Below are 17,027 nucleotides of genomic sequence, written 5' to 3' on the forward strand. Positions count from 1 at the left end.
GTTGCCGAGGTGTTGTGTGGCTGCGCTCACCTGTGGATAACGTCCGCGTCATACGTCCTACGAAGGCATATCCCCTCTCAACACCCCGTCAACCCTTGCTCCCGCCGCTCCTCCGGGAAGAAATAGGGCCTCAATACCCGTACCCCGACGCTGTTGCCGGCAAACGCCGCCACCAACCACAACCAGCCATGCAGGCTGCCGGACGCGATCCCGCTGAAATACGCGCCGATGTTGCAGCCATAGGCCAGGCGCGCGCCGTAGCCGAGCAGCAGCCCGCCGATCACCGCCGCCGCCAGCGAACGGCGCGGGATGTCCAGGTTCGGCGCGAAGCGTCCGGCCAGGCCGGCGGCGAGCAGCGCGCCGAGGACGATGCCGATGTCCATCACGCTGGTGATGTCTTCCCACAGCGGCGCGGCCAGCGCCTTGGCGTTCGCCGGCGTCTGCCAGAAGGCCCAGGCGCCGACGTCCAGGCCCACGCCCTGGGCGATCTTCGCGCCCCACAGGGCGAAGGCCGACGTGATGCCCCAGGGGCGTCCGGCGAGGTACAGGGTGAGGAAGTTGAGCAGCGCCAGCGCCAACGCGCCCCAGACCAGCGGCCAGGGGCCGCGGAGGAAGCGCCGCCAACCCCGCCATTCGGCGCTCGGCGGGGTTTCCAGGGTGCCGTGGCGGGCCTTCTCCATGCGTACCGTGACCCCGGCGATGCCGATGAACACCGCCAGGCTCAACACCAGCGCCGGTGCCAGGCCCAGTTCGGCGACCAGCGAGATCGGCGGCAGCGACGGCAGGGCGAACCACCAGCCGACATGCTGGGTGGCGATCAGCGAGCCGAGGATGAAGAACAGCAGGGTCACCAGCATCCGCGCGTTGCCGCCGCCGACGGTGAACAGGGTGCCGGAGGCGCAGCCGCCGCCCAGTTGCATGCCGATGCCGAAAATGAAGGCGCCGACGATCACCGAAGTACCGACCGGCGAGACGAAACCGCTCACCGGCTGGCCGAACAGGCTGCCCGCCGCCAGCGCCGGGAAGAACAGCAGCACCGCCAGCGCCAGCATCACCATCTGCGCGCGCAGCCCGGCGCCGCGCCGTTCGCGGATGAATACCCGCCAGGCGGAGGTGAAGCCGAAGGCGGCGTGGTAGAGGGTCAGGCCCAGGGCGCCGCCGACGATGAAGAGGATGGCCTGGCGCGCGCTGACCGCGTTGAACAGGAACAGCCCGCCGAGCACCAGCAGGGCGAAGGCGATCAGGGGGGCGGCGAGCTTGCGCTCGGGCGCGGCGGAAAGGGCGACACTCATGGCTACTCCTGGGCGCGAGGGTGATCCGGGGGCATTCTAGTCAGTCGCGACGACGGGTCCAACCAGGGCCTCCCGCCGCCAGGCCTTGCGCAACGCCCGCAGCGCCTCGTCGATACGCGCCTCGGGTACTGCCGCGAAGCCCAGCACCAGGCCCGCGCGGTCGTCTGGCGCAACGCTGGAGTCGTCCATCCAGTAGTCGCTCAAGGCGCTGACTTCCACCCCGGCGGCTGCCGCCGCGGCGATCAGGGCCCGCTCCCGCGCCAGGCTGTCGACCCGCACGCACAGGTGCAGCCCCGCCTCCACCGCCGGCAACGGCTGGCAACCCGGCGCCTCTGGCCAGCCCCGCAGCAAGGCGTCGCGGCGGGCGCGGGCGGCGCGGCGCATGCGGCGGACGTGGCGCTGGAAATGCCCCTCGGCGATGAAGTCGGCCATGACCCGCTGGGTGCCCACCTCCGAATGGCGTACCTCGATGGCCCGCCGCTGGCGGAAGCGCTCGACCAGCGCCGGCGGGACCACCAGGTAGCCCAGGCGCAACGCCGGGAAGGCGATCTTGCAGAAGGTCCCGACGTAGAGCACCCGGCCCTGTCGGTCCAGCGCGGCCAGCGGCGCCAGCGGCGTACCGCTGTAGCGATACTCGCCGTCGTAGTCGTCCTCGACGATCCAACCGTCGGCGCGCTCGGCCCACTCCAGCAGCTCCAGGCGCCGCGCCAGCGACAGGGTGACGCCGGTGGGGTACTGGTGCGACGGCGTGACATAGGCCAGGCGGCAGCCGGCAATGCCCGCGAGCCGGTCGCTGCGCAGCCCCTCGGCGTCGAGGTCGATCCCGTGCGGTACCGCGCCGGTCGCGGCGAAGGCCAGGCGCGCCGCGCGGTAGCCAGGGTTTTCCACAGCCACCGGATCGCCGTTCTCGAGCAACACCTGGGCGCACAGGCGGATGGCCTGCTGCGCGCCATGGGTGACGATCACCTGTTCCGCCTCGCAGCGCAGGCCGCGCGCGCTGCGCAGGTAGGCGGCGATCAGCTCGCGCAGACGCGCCTCGCCGGCCGGGTCGCCGTAGCCCAGGCAGTCCGCCGGCGGGTTGCGCCAGAAGCGCGCCTGTAGCCGCGCCCAGGTGTCGAAGGGGAACAGGTCGAAGGCCGGCACGCCGACGCGGAACGCTCGCGGCGCGCCTTCCGGTGGCGGCGCCAGGGCCGCCGGGCCGCGCGGCGCGGGAGCGCTCGGGGCGACGGCGGGGGCCCTGCCTGGGATTTCCTGCAACTCGGCAACGTAGGTGCCGTCGCCTGTGCGCCCGTCGATATAGCCCTCGGCGTGCAACTGTTCATAGGCCCGCACCACGGTGTTGCGCGAGACCTTCAGGGCCTGGGCCAGCTCGCGGCTGGCGGGCATCCGCGTGCGGCTGCCGAGGCGGCCGTCGAGGATCCGTTCGCGCAGCGCGGCGTAGAGCTGGCGGGCCAGGCCCTGGGCGGGGTCGAGGTGGATGCCGGCGGCGTCGAAGGGCAGTACGGTGGCCATGGCGGTCTCGGAGGGAAGAAAGCGCCAGTGTGGATTGGACCTGTGGAATTGACCAGCAATGGATCTTCTAGCGGACCATTTCCCGGCCTAGTCTGGAGGCACCTTTACCCGGACATGGAACCGAGCCATGAGCACGTCCCTGCAGATTCGTCCCGTCGGCGCCGGCGACCACGCCGCCTGGCTGCCGCTGTGGGAGGGCTACCAGCGCTTCTACAAGACCGAGATCGCCGCCGCTACCAGCGACGCCACCTGGCAGCGCTTCCTCGACGCCGACGAACCGATGAACGCCGCCCTCGCCTGGCTCGACGAGCGCGCCGTGGGCCTGGTGCACTGGATCTACCACCGCTCCTGCTGGACCGTCGGCGACTACTGCTACCTGCAGGACCTGTTCGTCGCCGAGGGCCTGCGCGGCGAAGGCATAGGGCGCCGGCTGATCGAGCATGTCTACGCCGAGGCCGGCGCCGCTGGCTGTTCGCGGGTGCACTGGCTGACCCACGAGAGCAACAGCGACGCGATGAAGCTGTACGAGCGCATCGCCGACAAGTCCGGTTTCCTTCAGTACCGCAGGATTCTCTGAGGCCCACCATGCGCGAACCCTTGAACTGGCGCCCCGTCGCCACTCCACCCCACGCCCCGCTCGACGGCCGCTTCGTCAAGCTCGAACCGCTCGATCCGCAACGCCACGGCGACGACCTGTGGGACGCCCTGCAAGGGCCTGGCGCCGACCCGTTGCTGTGGGAATACCTGGCCTACGGCCCGTTCGCCGAGCGCCCGGCGTTCGACGCCTGGCTGGCCGGCCAGGCGGCCAGCCGCGACCCGCTGTTCTTCGCCGTGCGCGAGCGGCGCACGCAGCGCGCCGTCGGCCTGCTCAGCTACCTGCGGATCACGCCGAAGGATGGCGTCATCGAAATCGGCCATATCGCCTTCGGCGCGCCTATGCAGCGCACACCGGGGTCTACCGAGGCGGTCTACCTGCTCGCCGAACTCGCCCTCGGCCGCCTCGGCTACCGCCGCCTGGAGTGGAAGTGCAATGCCGGCAACGCCCGTTCGATGCGCGCCGCCGAGCGCCTGGGCTTCACCTACGAAGGCACCTTCCGCCAGCACATGGTGGTCAAGCAGCGCAACCGCGACACCGCCTGGTTCTCCCTGCTCGACAGCGAATGGCCGGCGCGACAGGCGGCGTTCGAGCGCTGGCTCGATCCTTCCAACTTCGACGCCGAAGGCCGCCAGCGGCAGACGCTGGAGGCGCTGCGCGACTAGCCCCTGGCAGGGACTGCCGGTCGCTCAACGGTACTCCGGCAGCCAGTGCAGGCTGGCCAGGATGTGCGCGACCGCGTTGGCCACGCCGAACAGCAGCACCAGCACGATCGCCGGCGTGCCGCCCCAGGCGCGGAACAGCGGGCTGCCGAAGCGCTTGCGCGAGGCCCGCGCCATCAGCGCCGGAACGATCACCGCCCAGAACGCCGCGGCCAGCCCGGCGAAACCGATGGCGTAGATGAAGCCGTTGGGGAACAGCAGCCCGCCGATGGTCGGTGGGACGAAGGTCAGCAACGCGGTCTTGAAGCGCCCGAAGTGGCTGTCGTCGAACCTGCACAGGTCGGCCAGGTAGTCGAACAGGCCGAGGGTCACGCCGAGGAAGGAGCTGGCCACCGCCAGGTTGGAGAAGGTGGTGAGCAACGCGTTCAGCGAATCCGACGCGGTGATCCGGTGCAGATATTCCACCAGGGTGCCGACGTTGCTGCCGCCGGCGATGATGCCCTTGAACTGCTCGCGCGGGATGGTGCCCAGGGTGCTGGCCTGCCACAGCAGGTAGATGGCCAGGGCGATCAGGGTGCCGATCCACAGCGAACGGCTGATCCGCTGCGGGTCCTTGCCGTAGTACTTCATCAGGCTCGGCACGTTGCCGTGGTAACCGAAGGAAGTCAGGCAGAACGGCAGGGTCGCCAGCAGGTAGGGCCAGTAGACCGCGTCCGGCTCGCCGCTGTTGAACAGGATCGCCGGCTGGATGCGCCCGAGCAGGCCGCTGATGGAGAGGCCGAAGGTAATGATCATGCCGCCGAGCATCAGCGTGGTGATGCGGTCCACCGCGCGGGTGCTCCACCACACCACCAGCGCCACCGCCAGGGCGAACAGCAGCCCGGCGAGCTTTTCCGGCAGGGTCACGCCGAGGCCGCTGGACAGGGTGTAGCCGATGATCGAGCCGCCGCCGGAGATATAGGCATAGGTGAGGATATAGAGGACGAAGGCGATGCTCAGCCCGTTGACCACATTCCAGCCCTGGCCGAGCAGGTCGCGGGTGATGGTCGAGAAGCTCGAGCCCACCGGGTAGTTGAGGTTGGCCTCGAGGATCATCATCCCCGACAGCAGCATGCAGAACCAGGTGAGCAGGAACACCGCCACCGACCAGCCGAACCAGATGCCGGACATGGCGATGGGCAGGGAGAACATTCCGGCGCCGACGGCGGTGCCGGCGATGATCATCGAACCGCCGAGCAGCGAGGGCCGGCGGCTGGGCGTTTGAGCTGGAGAGGACGACACCTGGACTTCCCGATAGTCAGCGCCTGCGGCGCGACGCGCCGTTGGGCAGAGGCGGCATTCTAGGCGGCGCGCGCGCCGGGCGCACCCTGGCAGGGCAAACAGCCGGCCGACGCGGCAACCGATGCCGATAAAAAAAGGGGAGCATCATGCTCCCCCAGGGACTTTAACCGTCTGTCGCGGTCAGCCCGCAATCTCGATCAGGATCTCGCCCGGGTTGACCCGGTCGCCCTTGGCCACGTGGATCGCCTTGACCGTACCGGCGATGCCGGCCTGGACCTCGGTTTCCATCTTCATCGCCTCGGTGATCAACACCGCCTGGCCGGCCTTGACGCTATCGCCTTCCTTCACCAGCACGTCGACGATGTTGCCCGGCATGGTGGTGCTGACGTGGCCCGGCTCGCTGGCATGCTTGCGGCCGCTGGCGGAGCCGGCGACATATTCGTTGAGCGGCTCGAACACCACTTCTTCCGGCATGCCGTCGATGGACAGGTAGAAGTGCCGCTTGTTGTCGCTCTTCACGCCGACCCCGGTGATGTCGACGCGGTAGGTCTCGCCGTGCACGTCGATGACGAACTCGGTCGGGGTGCCTTCCGCGCCGGCGGCGGCGACGCCCTTGCCGGTGGGAATCGGCAGCAGTTCCTCGGGCTTCAGGGTGCCGGCCTCACGCTCTTCGAGGAACTTGCGCCCGATGTCCGGGAACATCGCGTAGGTGAGTACGTCTTCCTCGGACCTGGCCAGGTTGCCGATCTCGCTGCGCAGCTTGTTCAGCTCCGGCTTGATCAGGTCGGCCGGGCGCACGTCGATGACTTCCTCGCTGCCGATGGCCTGGCGCCGCAGTTGCTCGTTGACCTCGCCGGGGGCCTTGCCATAACGGCCCTGCAGGTACAGCTTCACTTCGTTGGTGATGGTCTTGTAGCGCTCGCCGGCGAGCACGTTGAAGAACGCCTGGGTGCCGACGATCTGCGAAGTCGGCGTCACCAGCGGCGGGAAACCGAGGTCGGCGCGGACCCGCGGGATTTCCTCGAGCACCTCGCCCATACGGTTCAGCGCGCCCTGCTCCTTGAGCTGGTTGGCCAGGTTGGAAATCATCCCGCCCGGCACCTGGTTGACCTGCACGCGGGTATCCACGCCGGTGAATTCGCTCTCGAACTGGTGGTACTTCTTGCGCACCGCGTGGAAGTACATGCCGATCTCCTGGATCAGCTCCAGGTCCAGGCCGGTGTCGTAGGGGGTACCGCGCAGCGCCGCGACCATCGACTCGGTGCCCGGGTGGCTGGTGCCCCAGGCCATGCTGGAGATCGCCGTGTCGATACGGTCGGCGCCGTTTTCCACGGCCTTGAGCTGGCACATGCTGGCGACACCGGCGGTGTCATGGGAATGCACCACCACGTCCAGCGGCAGGGCGTCCTTCAGGGCCTTGACCAGGTCGCCGGTGGCATAGGGGGTGAGCAGGCCGGCCATGTCCTTGATGGCGATGGAGTCGACGCCCATGTCGGCCATCGCCTTGCCCTGGGCGACGAAGGCCTCGATGGTGTGCACCGGGCTGGTGGTGTAGCAGATGGTGCCCTGGGCGTGCTTGCCGGCGGCCTTCACCGCCTCGATGGAGACGCGCAGGTTACGCACGTCGTTCATCGCGTCGAAGATGCGGAACACGTCGATGCCGTTGACCGCCGCCTTGGCGACGAAGGCGCGCACCACATCGTCGCTGTAGTGGCGGTAGCCGAGCAGGTTCTGCCCGCGCAGGAGCATCTGCAGGCGGGTGTTGGGCAGCGCCGCCTTGAGCTTGCGCAGGCGTTCCCACGGGTCTTCCTTGAGGAAGCGCACGCAGGCGTCGAAGGTGGCGCCGCCCCAGACTTCCAGCGACCAGTAGCCGACGCGGTCGAGCTTGTCGCAGATCGGCAGCATGTCCTCGGTGCGCATGCGGGTCGCCAGCAGCGACTGGTGGGCATCGCGCAGGATGGTATCGGTGACGCCGGTCTTCTTCGCTTGGATGGTGTTGCTCATGTTCTGCTCCTTCCCTTACAGGCCGGCGTGGGCCGCGATGGCGGTGGCGATGGCGATGGCCAGGTGCGACGGGTTGCGCTTGATCGAGTACTGGGTCAGTTCCGGGTGGCTTTCGACGAAGCTGGTGTTGAACTGGCCGCTGCGGAATTCCGGGTTGCGGAGGATTTCCTGGTAGTACGGCGCGGTGGTCTTGACCCCTTGCACGCGCATGTCATCGAGGGCACGCAGGCCGCGATCGAGGGCCTCTTCCCAGGTCAGCGCCCAGACGATCAGCTTCAGGCACATCGAGTCGTAGTACGGCGGGATGGTGTAGCCGGTGTAGATCGCCGTGTCGGTACGCACGCCGGGGCCGCCGGGGGCGTAGTAGCGGGTGATCTTGCCGAACGAGGGCAGGAAGTTGTTCTTCGGGTCCTCGGCGTTGATGCGGAACTGCAGGGCGTAGCCGCGATGGACGATGTCGTCCTGCTTGACCGACAGCTCCAGCCCGGAAGCGATGCGGATCTGCTCGCGGACCACGTCGATGCCGGTGATCTCCTCGGTGATGGTGTGCTCCACCTGGACCCGGGTGTTCATCTCCATGAAGTACACCTCGCCGTCGGCGAGCAGGAACTCCACGGTGCCGGCGTTCTCGTAGCCCACCGCCTTGGCCGCGCGCACCGCCAGGTCGCCGATATAGGCGCGCTGCTCGGGGGTGAGCTGCGGGCTCGGGGCGATCTCGATGAGCTTCTGGTTGCGGCGCTGGATCGAGCAGTCGCGCTCGAACAGGTGCACGGTGTTGCCGAAGGAATCGGCGAGGATCTGCGCCTCGATGTGCTTGGGATTGACGATGCACTTCTCGAGGAATACCTCGGCGCTGCCGAAGGCCTTGGTCGCCTCGGAGATCACCCGCGGGAACGCCTGTTCCAGCTCCTCGCGGCTGTTGCAGCGACGGATGCCGCGACCGCCGCCGCCGGAGGTGGCCTTGAGCATCACCGGGTAGCCGATCCGCTCGGCTTCGCGCAGGGCCTCAGCGAGATCGGCGACGTTGCCTTCGGTGCCGGGGGTGCAGGGCACGCCGGCGGCGATCATGCTGCGGCGGGCTTCGGTCTTGTCGCCCATGCGGCGGATCACTTGCGCCGACGGGCCGATGAACTTGATACCGCGCTCGGCGCAGATTTCCGCCAGCTCGGCATTTTCCGAGAGGAAGCCATAGCCGGGGTGCAGGGCGTCGCAGCCACTTTCCACCGCCAGGTTCACCAGGGCGCGCGGGTTGAGGTAGCCGGCCAGCGGGTCCGCGCCGATGCTGTGGGCTTCGTCGGCGCGCTTGACGTGCAGCGCGTGGCGATCGGCCTCGGAGTAGACGGCCACCGAGCGGATGCCCATCTCGGCGCAGGCGCGCACGATGCGGACGGCAATCTCGCCGCGGTTGGCGATCAGGATCTTCTTGATCACGGAGGTCTCCCTCTTCGGGGTTGGGAACCTGGTACGGTCGATCCGGATATTCCGGTCGCTGCATGACCGGCAGGCAGCTCCCGGTCGCGCTTTTACCCTACCCCCGTGAGGGTGATTAACAAAAATCAATAATTATTGGGATAGCCATTAGAAAAGCTTTATAGTCGCCCGACCGATCTCGGTCAGAGTGTGACTGGAATGCGTAAGTCGTTGATGCGTATGACATTACGGCAGCTTCAGGTTTTTCGTGCCGTATGCGAGAGCCGCTCCTACAGCCGGGCGGCGGAGGAAATGGCCCTGACCCAGCCGGCGGTCAGCCTGCAGATCCGCCAACTGGAAGAGCTGGTCGGCCAGCCGCTGTTCGAGTACGTCGGCAAGAAGCTCTACCTGACCGATGCCGCCGAAGCCCTGCTGAAGACCAGCACCGACCTGTTCCAGCGCCTGGAAAGCCTGGACATGCAGCTCTCGGACCTGAAGGGCTCGCTGCAGGGCCAGTTGCGCCTGGCGGTGGAGTCCAGCGCCAAGTACATCACCCCGCACCTGTTCAAGGCGTTCCAGAACCTGCATCCGGAAGTCAGCCTGAGCCTGACGGTGGTCAACCGCACCCAGGTGATCAAGCGCCTGGCCGACAACCGCGACGACCTGGTGATCATGTCCCTAGTACCGCAGGACATGGCCCTGGAGTTCCTGCCCTTCCTGAACAACCCGATCATCGCCGTGGCGCCGCCGGACCATCCGCTGTGCAACGCCGCGAAGCTGGCCCTGAAGGACCTGGAGCCCTTCCCGCTACTGGTCCGCGAACCGGGCTCCGGCACCCGCAAGGCTTGCGAGGAGTTCTTCCAGCAACGCCGCGCGCACTTCTCGCAGATCCAGGAGATCGCCTCGCTGGAGTCCCTGCGCGAAGGGGTGATCGCCGGCCTCGGCCTGGCCCTGCTGCCGCGCCATGCGGCGCACCAGGAACTGGCCAACGGCCTGCTGCGCGAACTACCGGTGGAGGAATTGCCGCTCTATCGCAGCTGGTGCCTGGTGCACGCCAAGGGCAAGCGCCTGAGCCCGGTGGCCCAGGCGTTCGTCGCCTTCGTCCGCGAGGAGCGGGCGCTGATCAGCCAGCTCGCTGGGCGCTTCGCCGGCCCTGGCGGTTCGAGCTGAGGTAGGCGGCGGCTACCAGCTCGGGGTAGTCGGCCAGTTCCTGGCGCAGGCGCAGTTCTTCGCAGTGGTCCTCGATCGCCCGGCGGAATTGCATGCGCCGCTGGTCTTCGAGCTTGCGGCGGGTTTTCGAATCCACGTGCTGGGCATTGGCATCGCTATGACGGGGCATCTCGCGTCTCCCATGGCCGACTGGCTGGAGTCGCGAGCATCGCGCAGCAATGTGACGGTTTGGCGGCAAGCCGGTGAAGACTGCGTTATGCCTTCCCGGCGGCGCCTCAGGACGGCTCGCCGCGCTCTTCCTGGTTCTTCATCACCTTCGGCGACAGGCGCAGGCTGCGCAGGCTGCGCTTGACGCTCTTGAGGTGGTTGACCAGGTCCGGGCCGCGGGCCATGGCCACGCCCATCGCCAGCACGTCGATCACCACCAGGTGGGCGATGCGCGAGGTCAGCGGGGTGTAGATGTCGGTGTCCTCGTGCACGTCGATCGCCAGGTTGACCGTGGCCAGGTCGGCCAGCGGGGTCTGGCTCGGGCACAGGGTGATCAGCGTGGCGCCGGCCTCGCGCACCAGGTTGGCGGTGATCAGCAGGTCCTTCGAGCGACCCGACTGGGAAATGCAGATGGCCACGTCGCTGGGCTTGAGGGTCACCGCCGACATCGCCTGCATGTGCGGGTCGGAGTAGGCCGCCGCCGACAGCAGCAGGCGGAAGAACTTGTGCTGGGCATCCGAGGCCACCGCGCCGGAAGCGCCGAAGCCGTAGAACTCCACGCGCTGGGCGTGGGCGATGGCGGCGATGGCGCGCTCCAGGGCGTGGGTGTCCAGGTGCTCGCGGACTTCCATCAGGCTGTGCAGCGTGGTGTCGAAGATCTTCAGGCTGAAGTCGGCCACCGAGTCGCTCTCATGGATCGAGAACTGGCCGAAGCTGGCGCCGGCCGCCAGGCTCTGCGCCAGCTTCAGCTTGAGGTCCTGGAAGCCGCTGCAGCCGATGGCGCGGCAGAAGCGCACGATGGTCGGCTCGCTGACCCCGACCCCATGGGCCAGTTCGGCCATGGAGCTGTGCATGACCGACGCCGGATCGTTGAGAACGTGATCGGCGACCTTGAGTTCCGACTTGCGGAGCTGTTGGCGGGACTGGGCTATGTGCTGCAGCAGGTTCACAGGCTGGGCTCGATTCTCTGTAGTAACCTTGTAGTTATACTACAAACAGTCAGCCACGCCCAGCCAACGCCGTCGGGAGCTTGCCTTGAGTACACCAGCCACTCCAACGTCCTGCGACATCCTGGTCTTCGGCGGTACCGGCGACCTGGCCCTGCACAAGCTGCTGCCGGCGCTCTATCGCCTGCACCGGGAGGACCGCCTGCCGGCCGATACACGGATCTTCGCCCTCGCCCGCAGCGCGCTGGACAACGCCGCCTTCCTCGCCCTCGCCGAGCGCAACGTCCGCGCGGTGGTGGCGCGCAGCGAGTTCGCCGCCGAACAATGGAAAGGCTTCGCCGCGCGCCTCGACTACCTGGCCATGGACGCCTCGCAGAGCGCCGACTTCGGCCGTCTCGCGCGGCACCTGAAGAGCAGCGAGGGCCGGGTGCTGGTGCACTACCTGGCGACCTCGCCGAGCCTGTTCGCGCCGATCGCGCAGAACCTCTCCATCGCCGGCCTCGCCGGGCCGCAAGCGCGCATCGTGCTGGAAAAACCGCTGGGCCATTCGCTGGACTCGGCGAGGGCGATCAACCAGTCCATCGGCCGGGTGTTCGACGAGTCGCGGGTGTTCCGCATCGACCACTACCTGGGCAAGGAAACCGTGCAGAACCTGATGGCCCTGCGCTTCGCCAATGCGTTGTTCGAGCCGGTCTGGCGCGCGGCGCACATCGACCATGTGCAGATCAGCGTCAACGAGACCCTTGGCGTGGAGAACCGTGGCGGCTACTACGACCACGCCGGGGCGATGCGCGACATGGTGCAGAACCATCTGCTCCAGTTGCTCTGCCTGGTGGCGATGGAGGCGCCGGTGCGTTTCGACGCCGAGGCTGTGCGCAACGAGAAGCTCAAGGTGCTGCAGGCGCTGAAGCCGATCTCCGGGCTCGACGTGCAGGACAAGACGGTACGCGGCCAGTACGCCGCCGGCAGGATCGGCGGCCAGGAGGTGCCGGCGTACTACTTCGAGAAGAACGTCGACAACGACAGCGATACCGAGACCTTCGTCGCGCTCCAGGCCGAGGTCGAGAACTGGCGCTGGGCCGGGGTGCCGTTCTACCTGCGCACCGGCAAGCGCATGGCGCGCAAGTGCTCGGAAATCGTCATCCAGTTCAAGCCGGTGCCGCACAGCCTGATCGACGGCGGCGGCGGGCCGGCCAACCGCCTGTGGATAAGGTTGCAGCCGGAGGAGCGGATCAGCGTGCAACTGATGGCCAAGACCCCGGGCAAGGGCATGCAACTGGAACCGGTGGAGCTGGACCTCAACCTGGCCGAGGCCCTCAGCCGCAACAAGCGGCGCTGGGACGCCTACGAGCGCCTGCTGCTGGACGTGATCGAGGGCGACTCGACGCTGTTCATGCGCCGCGACGAGGTAGAGGCCGCCTGGGGCTGGGTCGACCCGATCCTCGCCGGCTGGCGCGAGCACTACCAGAGCCCGCGGCCCTACCCGGCCGGCAGCAACGGCCCGGAACAGGCGCAACTGCTGCTGGAACTGCAGGGTCGACGCTGGCTGGAATGACGCGGACATTGATCCGGCTCAGGATCGCCCGGCGCGCGCTCGGCTAGAGTCGCGCGCCCACGTCGTTGCGAGCCCGAACCATGACCGCCACCACCCTCCGCCCCGAACTGCTGTGCCCCGCCGGCACCCTGAAAAGCATGCGCTATGCCTTCGCCTACGGCGCCGATGCCGTCTACGCCGGGCAGCCGCGCTACAGCCTGCGGGTGCGCAACAACGATTTCGACCACGCCCAACTGGCCGAAGGCATCGCCGAGGCCCACGCACTTGGCAAGCGCTTCTACGTGGTGGTCAACATCGCCCCGCACAACGCCAAGCTGAAAACCTTCCTGCGCGACCTGGAGCCGGTGGTCGCCATGGGTCCGGATGCGCTGATCATGTCCGATCCCGGCCTGATCATGCTGGTTCGCCAGCATTTCCCGCAGATGCCCATCCACCTGTCGGTGCAGGCCAACGCGGTGAACTGGGCCGCGGTGCAATTCTGGCGGCAGCAGGGCCTGACCCGGGTGATCCTTTCCCGCGAGCTGTCGCTGGAGGAGATCGAGGAAATCCGCCAGCAGGTGCCGGACATGGAGCTGGAAGTGTTCGTCCACGGCGCCTTGTGCATGGCCTATTCCGGGCGCTGCCTGCTGTCCGGCTACATCAACCGCCGCGACCCCAACCAGGGCACCTGCACCAATGCCTGCCGCTGGGAATACAAGGCGGTGGAGGGCCGCGAGGACGAGCTGGGCAACGTGGTGGCGCGGGAGCCGACCCTGGGACGCGGCGCGCCGACCGAGCAGGTGTTCCTCCTCGAGGAAGGCAACCGTCCCGGCGAACCGATGGCCGCCTTCGAGGACGAACACGGCACCTACATCATGAATTCCAAGGACCTCCGCGCCGTGCAGCACGTCGAGCGGCTGGCGCGGATCGGCGTGCACTCGCTGAAGATCGAGGGCCGCACCAAATCCCACTACTACGTGGCGCGCACCGCCCAGGTCTACCGCCAGGCGATCGACGACGCGGCGGCCGGCAAGCCGTTCGACCGCGGTCTGATGGACACCCTGGAGTCCCTCGCCCACCGCGGCTACACCGAGGGCTTCCTGCGCCGCCACGTGCACGACGAGTACCAGAACTACCAGCACGGCCATTCGTTGTCCGAGCGCCAGCAGTTCGTCGGCGAACTCACCGGCGAACGCCGCGACGGACTGGCCGAGGTGGAGGTGAAGAACCGCTTCCAGCGCGGCGACAGCGTCGAACTGATGACTCCGCGAGGCAACCTGAGCCTGCGCGTGGAGGACCTGCGCAACGCCGCCGGCGAGGCCATCGAGGTGGCGCCGGGCAATGGCCACGTGGTCTACCTGGCGCTGCCGGAAGGCCTGGACCTGTGCTACGCGCTACTGATGCGCGATCTCCAGCCCGGCCAGGATACCCGCCAGCCGCAGGCCGAACGCAGCGGCGGATGTGCCGGCAAGGGCGCTTGCGGCTGCGCTCACTGAGGGTTGAGCAGGAACACCACGTAGCCCCTGAACCAGGGGCTCTTTTCCAGGTAGTCGGGGGCTTGCCAGTCGCCGCCCTGGACCAGGCCGATCCGGTACGGCAGCTGCAGGCGGCTGACCCGCGGGAGGTAGGCGGCGTGGTTGGGAATGCTGTGGCGCCCCTGGTAGGTCTGCACCACCACTTCGTCGACCACGCCCTTGAGCCGGTTGATCGCCGCCGGCTCGGCGTTGCTGCCCCAGTCGAGCAACCCGGTGATGCTCAAGCGGTATTCGCGGGGCAGGCGCCGGCGCAGGTCGCGGAGGAAATCGACGTACTCGTCGAGGTAGCGGGTACGCGCATCGAAGTCGATCTGGATGCCGACCACCGGGTTGCCGGCACGCTTCCAGCGCTGCACCTGGTTCAGCACGGCCTGGTAGATCTGCGGCGTCCAGCGCAGGGTATGGGCGCGGTACACCACCCAGACCTCACCCCGCGCCAGGCGCGGCACCGAGATGCCCTGGGCGATCAGCCGCACGCCCTCGCCGGGGCGCCGGCGCGACAGGCTGATCTGTCCCTGCAGGATGTACAGCGTCTCGGCCCGCGCCAGCACCGGCTGCGGCGCGACGCCGCTCCACAGCCAGAAGGCGCCGTAGTCCTCGGCGCGCACCGCGGCCTCGACGGACGGCAACAGCGGCAGGCCCAGCAACAGGCCCGCCAGCCAGGCTCGCCAGCGCCTCACCAGTAGTACTTCAGTTCCTTGGCCCAGGAGCTGTCGGCGTAGGTCGACTTGAGCGTACGGAACCATTGCTTGCGCTCGGCCTGCGGGATGTCCTGCTGGCCGCAGGTGTTGTAGCCGGCCGGGGCGAAGCAGTTGATCGCGCGGAACAGCGCGTAGGCCTTGTCTTCGCGCGGTGCCTTGGGGTTGTCCATGACCAGGCGATAGCCATCCAGCCGGGAGTACACCGCGCCCTTGAAGCCGCTCGGGGTGCCGCCCAGCTCGTTGGCCTCGGGCTGGCTGTCCAGCGGCATGCCGTCGAGACCGTTGCGCAGGATGAATTCGCCCAGGCAGTTCAGGCCCTTCGGGTCCTTGTCATCGGCGGCCAGCGCCGCGGCCGACTCGGCGATGGCCGGGCAAACGTAGCCGGACTCGGCCTTGTCGCCCTTCCAGCGGAACAGCTCCAGGCTGTTACCGGCGCCGTAGACATAGCCGAGGCTGGTGCCCAGCTTGGTCTGCGAGGGGGTTTCGCCGAGCAGCGCGAAGTCCTTGCCGAAGTCGGCGAAGCGGCTGCGGCGCAGGTCCTTGTAAAGGAGAGTGAACAGCGCGGTATCGCGCTCTTCCGCCGTCGCGCCCTGCTTGGCCTGGCGGCGCAACAGCGCGGCGTCGGCGACGTTGCGCAGGAGGATGCTGCGCAGCAGCGGCTCCTGGACCGGCGAACCTTCGGCGAAGACCTTTTCCAACTGGCCGCTGCGCTCGTAGTTGAGCGCCAGGGCCAGCTGCAACTGGCCCTTCTGGTACGGCTGCGCGGCCTGCGGCAACAGTTCCAGCCAGAGCGCCTCGGCGGCTTTCCAGTCCTTCTGCTGCTCCAGCGCCAGCCCGCGCAGGGTCTGCTGGCTGAAGCCGACGTAGTCGAGGCTGCCGACCTTTTGCGGCAGCGCTTCGAGGGTCTTCGCCGGATCCTGGTCGACATAGAAGCGATAGGCCGCCTGCAGGTAGGCGAACAGTTCGGGATGCGCGGCGAAGCTGGCCTGTTGGGCCTGCAGCGTTTCCCAGGTGAAGCTGCGCGGGGTCGACGGATCGTGGGCGCGCATCTGCACCAGGTCGGCCACCGCCAGCAGCAGCGGAGTCTGGATGTCGCCGAGCTGGATACCGGTCAGGAGCTTGTTGTCGACCTCCTGGACCAGGTCTTCCAGGGCCATGTTGCGCTGCCCTTGCTCAGCTTCGGCGAATTGCGCGGCATAGTCCTGGGCCAGCAGCTTCTGGTCGCCGGCCAGCCAATGCACGCGCCGTTGCAAGCCCTTGGCCGAGGCGGCGTAGAGCCCCTTCGGATACGCCTGCAGGTAGGCCTCGAGGGCGCTGCGGGTCTGTTCCAGGCGAGCCTTGTCGACATTCTGCAGCTCGGGGAAGCCCATGTCGTCGAAGGCGTTCTGCTGGGCGGCGTTGAGCAGGGTGCGCGCCTGCAGGTACAGGGCGGTTTCCTTCAGCCAGGGCTGCGACACGTCCTGCAACGCCTTGAAGCCCTGTTCGGCTTCGTCGAAGCGGCCGCTGTAGAAGTTGGCCGCAGCCTCCAGGTACGTGGCGAAGGCCCTGCCTGCGGCCGACTCGACGCCTTGCGCGAGCACACCGCCCAGTTCCTCTTGTTCCCAGCCGCAGGCACCGAGCAGCTCCAGGCGGCTGTTGGCCAGGGCCTTGGTCTCCGCCTCGCCCAGCCCGGCGTCACGCACCTGGCGAAGAAACGCCAGCGCGCTGTCCTGGTCGTTGCTGCGGCAGCGGCTGCCCTCGCCCTCGAAGAATTCGGCGCCGGCGATCTTTTCCGGTAGCGCTTCGGCGCCCATCTGCCGGGCCAGTTCGGCGAGCGGCGAGGGCGCTGGCGCAGGCGGCGGTGTCTCGGCTTCGCTCGCCGCCGGAGGCGCGGGCGGCTGGCTGCCGTCGCCGGGCAGCAGGCGGAACAGGCCGAACGGCACCAGGCCGTAGCCTTCGAGCTTCTCTTCCTCCGACGGCGGCGCCTCCACCAACCGCCAGTGGCCGGCGTCGGCCAGCAGCAGGCGCAGGTTGGCGCGGGTGTCGTTGCCCGGGGCGAGGAACGGCAAGGTATCGCAGACACCGCCGCCGACCAGCGACCAATCGGGATAGCAGGAGTCGTCGCTGCTGGCCTGGGCCAGCGGGGAGAGACCGGCGCCCACCAGCAGGAGGGCGGGAAGAAGCGGCTTCGAGCGCAT

Annotated in this window: 14 protein-coding genes; 5 read left to right on the forward strand and 9 right to left on the reverse strand. The window is 68.1% G+C overall.

Features of this window, described 5'->3' with window-relative positions; translation table 11 throughout:
• Nucleotides 1-77: 77 nt before the first annotated feature.
• Both ACI766_RS29360 and ACI766_RS29365 read right to left on the reverse strand, forming a co-directional pair.
• Nucleotides 78-1,292, reverse strand: coding sequence for a YeeE/YedE family protein (locus ACI766_RS29360; protein ID WP_003106317.1), 1,215 nt, complete (start codon nucleotides 1,290-1,292; stop codon nucleotides 78-80).
• Between the two features lie 36 nt (nucleotides 1,293-1,328).
• Nucleotides 1,329-2,804 (reverse strand): PLP-dependent aminotransferase family protein, encoded by a 1,476-nt coding sequence (locus ACI766_RS29365; RefSeq protein WP_003136388.1) that lies wholly within the window; start codon nucleotides 2,802-2,804, stop codon nucleotides 1,329-1,331.
• A 127-nt stretch (nucleotides 2,805-2,931) separates the two neighbouring features.
• Here ACI766_RS29365 and ACI766_RS29370 point away from each other — a divergent pair, with 127 nt between their 5' ends.
• Both ACI766_RS29370 and ACI766_RS29375 read left to right on the forward strand, forming a co-directional pair.
• Complete coding sequence (locus tag ACI766_RS29370) at nucleotides 2,932-3,381, forward strand: GNAT family N-acetyltransferase (RefSeq protein ID WP_003096834.1); 450 nt, start codon at nucleotides 2,932-2,934, stop codon at nucleotides 3,379-3,381.
• Between the two features lie 8 nt (nucleotides 3,382-3,389).
• Nucleotides 3,390-4,064 carry a GNAT family N-acetyltransferase gene (locus tag ACI766_RS29375; protein WP_003096837.1) on the forward strand — a complete coding sequence of 225 codons (675 nt, stop codon included), beginning with the start codon at nucleotides 3,390-3,392 and terminating at the stop codon, nucleotides 4,062-4,064.
• A 24-nt stretch (nucleotides 4,065-4,088) separates the two neighbouring features.
• Here ACI766_RS29375 and mtr read toward each other — a convergent pair whose 3' ends face one another.
• From mtr to ACI766_RS29390, 3 genes are all read right to left on the reverse strand, one after another.
• The gene (gene mtr, locus ACI766_RS29380) at nucleotides 4,089-5,342 is read right to left on the reverse strand and encodes a tryptophan permease (RefSeq protein ID WP_003096841.1); all 1,254 of its coding nucleotides are present in this window, start codon (nucleotides 5,340-5,342) and stop codon (nucleotides 4,089-4,091) included.
• Nucleotides 5,343-5,522: 180 nt separating this feature from the next.
• A complete protein-coding gene (gene oadA / locus ACI766_RS29385; protein WP_003096843.1) occupies nucleotides 5,523-7,346 on the reverse strand; it encodes a sodium-extruding oxaloacetate decarboxylase subunit alpha in 1,824 nt (607 codons plus the stop codon).
• A 15-nt stretch (nucleotides 7,347-7,361) separates the two neighbouring features.
• The gene (locus tag ACI766_RS29390; protein ID WP_003096848.1) at nucleotides 7,362-8,777 is read right to left on the reverse strand and encodes an acetyl-CoA carboxylase biotin carboxylase subunit; all 1,416 of its coding nucleotides are present in this window, start codon (nucleotides 8,775-8,777) and stop codon (nucleotides 7,362-7,364) included.
• Between the two features lie 213 nt (nucleotides 8,778-8,990).
• Here ACI766_RS29390 and pycR point away from each other — a divergent pair, with 213 nt between their 5' ends.
• Entirely contained in the window at nucleotides 8,991-9,926 is a 936-nt protein-coding gene (gene pycR / locus ACI766_RS29395) for a LysR family transcriptional regulator PycR (protein WP_003121355.1), read from the forward strand.
• Here the strand turns inward: pycR and ACI766_RS29400 are convergent.
• Nucleotides 9,880-10,095 carry a PA3496 family putative envelope integrity protein gene (locus ACI766_RS29400; RefSeq protein ID WP_003105559.1) on the reverse strand — a complete coding sequence of 72 codons (216 nt, stop codon included), beginning with the start codon at nucleotides 10,093-10,095 and terminating at the stop codon, nucleotides 9,880-9,882. The two genes, pycR and ACI766_RS29400, sit on opposite strands and share 47 nt — an antisense overlap.
• Nucleotides 10,096-10,201: 106 nt before the next feature.
• Entirely contained in the window at nucleotides 10,202-11,083 is an 882-nt protein-coding gene (gene hexR / locus ACI766_RS29405; protein ID WP_003096857.1) for a transcriptional regulator HexR, read from the reverse strand.
• A gap of 85 nt (nucleotides 11,084-11,168) precedes the next feature.
• Here hexR and zwf point away from each other — a divergent pair, with 85 nt between their 5' ends.
• The gene (gene zwf / locus ACI766_RS29410; RefSeq protein ID WP_003096859.1) at nucleotides 11,169-12,635 is read left to right on the forward strand and encodes a glucose-6-phosphate dehydrogenase; all 1,467 of its coding nucleotides are present in this window, start codon (nucleotides 11,169-11,171) and stop codon (nucleotides 12,633-12,635) included.
• An 80-nt stretch (nucleotides 12,636-12,715) separates the two neighbouring features.
• Nucleotides 12,716-14,110, forward strand: coding sequence for a tRNA 5-hydroxyuridine modification protein YegQ (gene yegQ, locus ACI766_RS29415; RefSeq protein WP_003105560.1), 1,395 nt, complete (start codon nucleotides 12,716-12,718; stop codon nucleotides 14,108-14,110).
• Here the strand turns inward: yegQ and ACI766_RS29420 are convergent.
• Both ACI766_RS29420 and ACI766_RS29425 read right to left on the reverse strand, forming a co-directional pair.
• On the reverse strand, nucleotides 14,104-14,829 hold the full coding sequence (locus tag ACI766_RS29420) for a DUF3142 domain-containing protein (RefSeq protein WP_019372307.1): 726 nt from the start codon (nucleotides 14,827-14,829) through the stop codon (nucleotides 14,104-14,106). The genes yegQ and ACI766_RS29420 overlap by 7 nt on opposite strands.
• Complete coding sequence (locus tag ACI766_RS29425) at nucleotides 14,826-17,027, reverse strand: hypothetical protein (RefSeq protein WP_019372308.1); 2,202 nt, start codon at nucleotides 17,025-17,027, stop codon at nucleotides 14,826-14,828. The genes ACI766_RS29420 and ACI766_RS29425 overlap by 4 nt, the downstream gene beginning before the upstream one ends.

It is taken from the genome of Pseudomonas sp. DL, from assembly GCF_047199225.1.
Lineage (GTDB): Bacteria > Pseudomonadota > Gammaproteobacteria > Pseudomonadales > Pseudomonadaceae > Pseudomonas > Pseudomonas aeruginosa.

Excerpts from the sequence above, each read along its gene's own strand:
- ACI766_RS29370 (WP_003096834.1), top strand. The coding sequence starts at position 2,932 with ATGAGCACGTCCCTGCAGATTCGTCCCGTCGGCGCCGGCGACCACGCC.
- yegQ (WP_003105560.1), top strand. The coding sequence starts at position 12,716 with ATGACCGCCACCACCCTCCGCCCCGAACTGCTGTGCCCCGCCGGCACC.
- ACI766_RS29375 (WP_003096837.1), top strand. The coding sequence starts at position 3,390 with ATGCGCGAACCCTTGAACTGGCGCCCCGTCGCCACTCCACCCCACGCC.
- pycR (WP_003121355.1), top strand. The coding sequence starts at position 8,991 with ATGCGTATGACATTACGGCAGCTTCAGGTTTTTCGTGCCGTATGCGAG.
- ACI766_RS29360 (WP_003106317.1), bottom strand. The coding sequence starts at position 1,292 with ATGAGTGTCGCCCTTTCCGCCGCGCCCGAGCGCAAGCTCGCCGCCCCC.
- ACI766_RS29365 (WP_003136388.1), bottom strand. The coding sequence starts at position 2,804 with ATGGCCACCGTACTGCCCTTCGACGCCGCCGGCATCCACCTCGACCCC.
- ACI766_RS29400 (WP_003105559.1), bottom strand. The coding sequence starts at position 10,095 with ATGCCCCGTCATAGCGATGCCAATGCCCAGCACGTGGATTCGAAAACC.
- ACI766_RS29425 (WP_019372308.1), bottom strand. The coding sequence starts at position 17,027 with ATGCGCTCGAAGCCGCTTCTTCCCGCCCTCCTGCTGGTGGGCGCCGGT.
- oadA (WP_003096843.1), bottom strand. The coding sequence starts at position 7,346 with ATGAGCAACACCATCCAAGCGAAGAAGACCGGCGTCACCGATACCATC.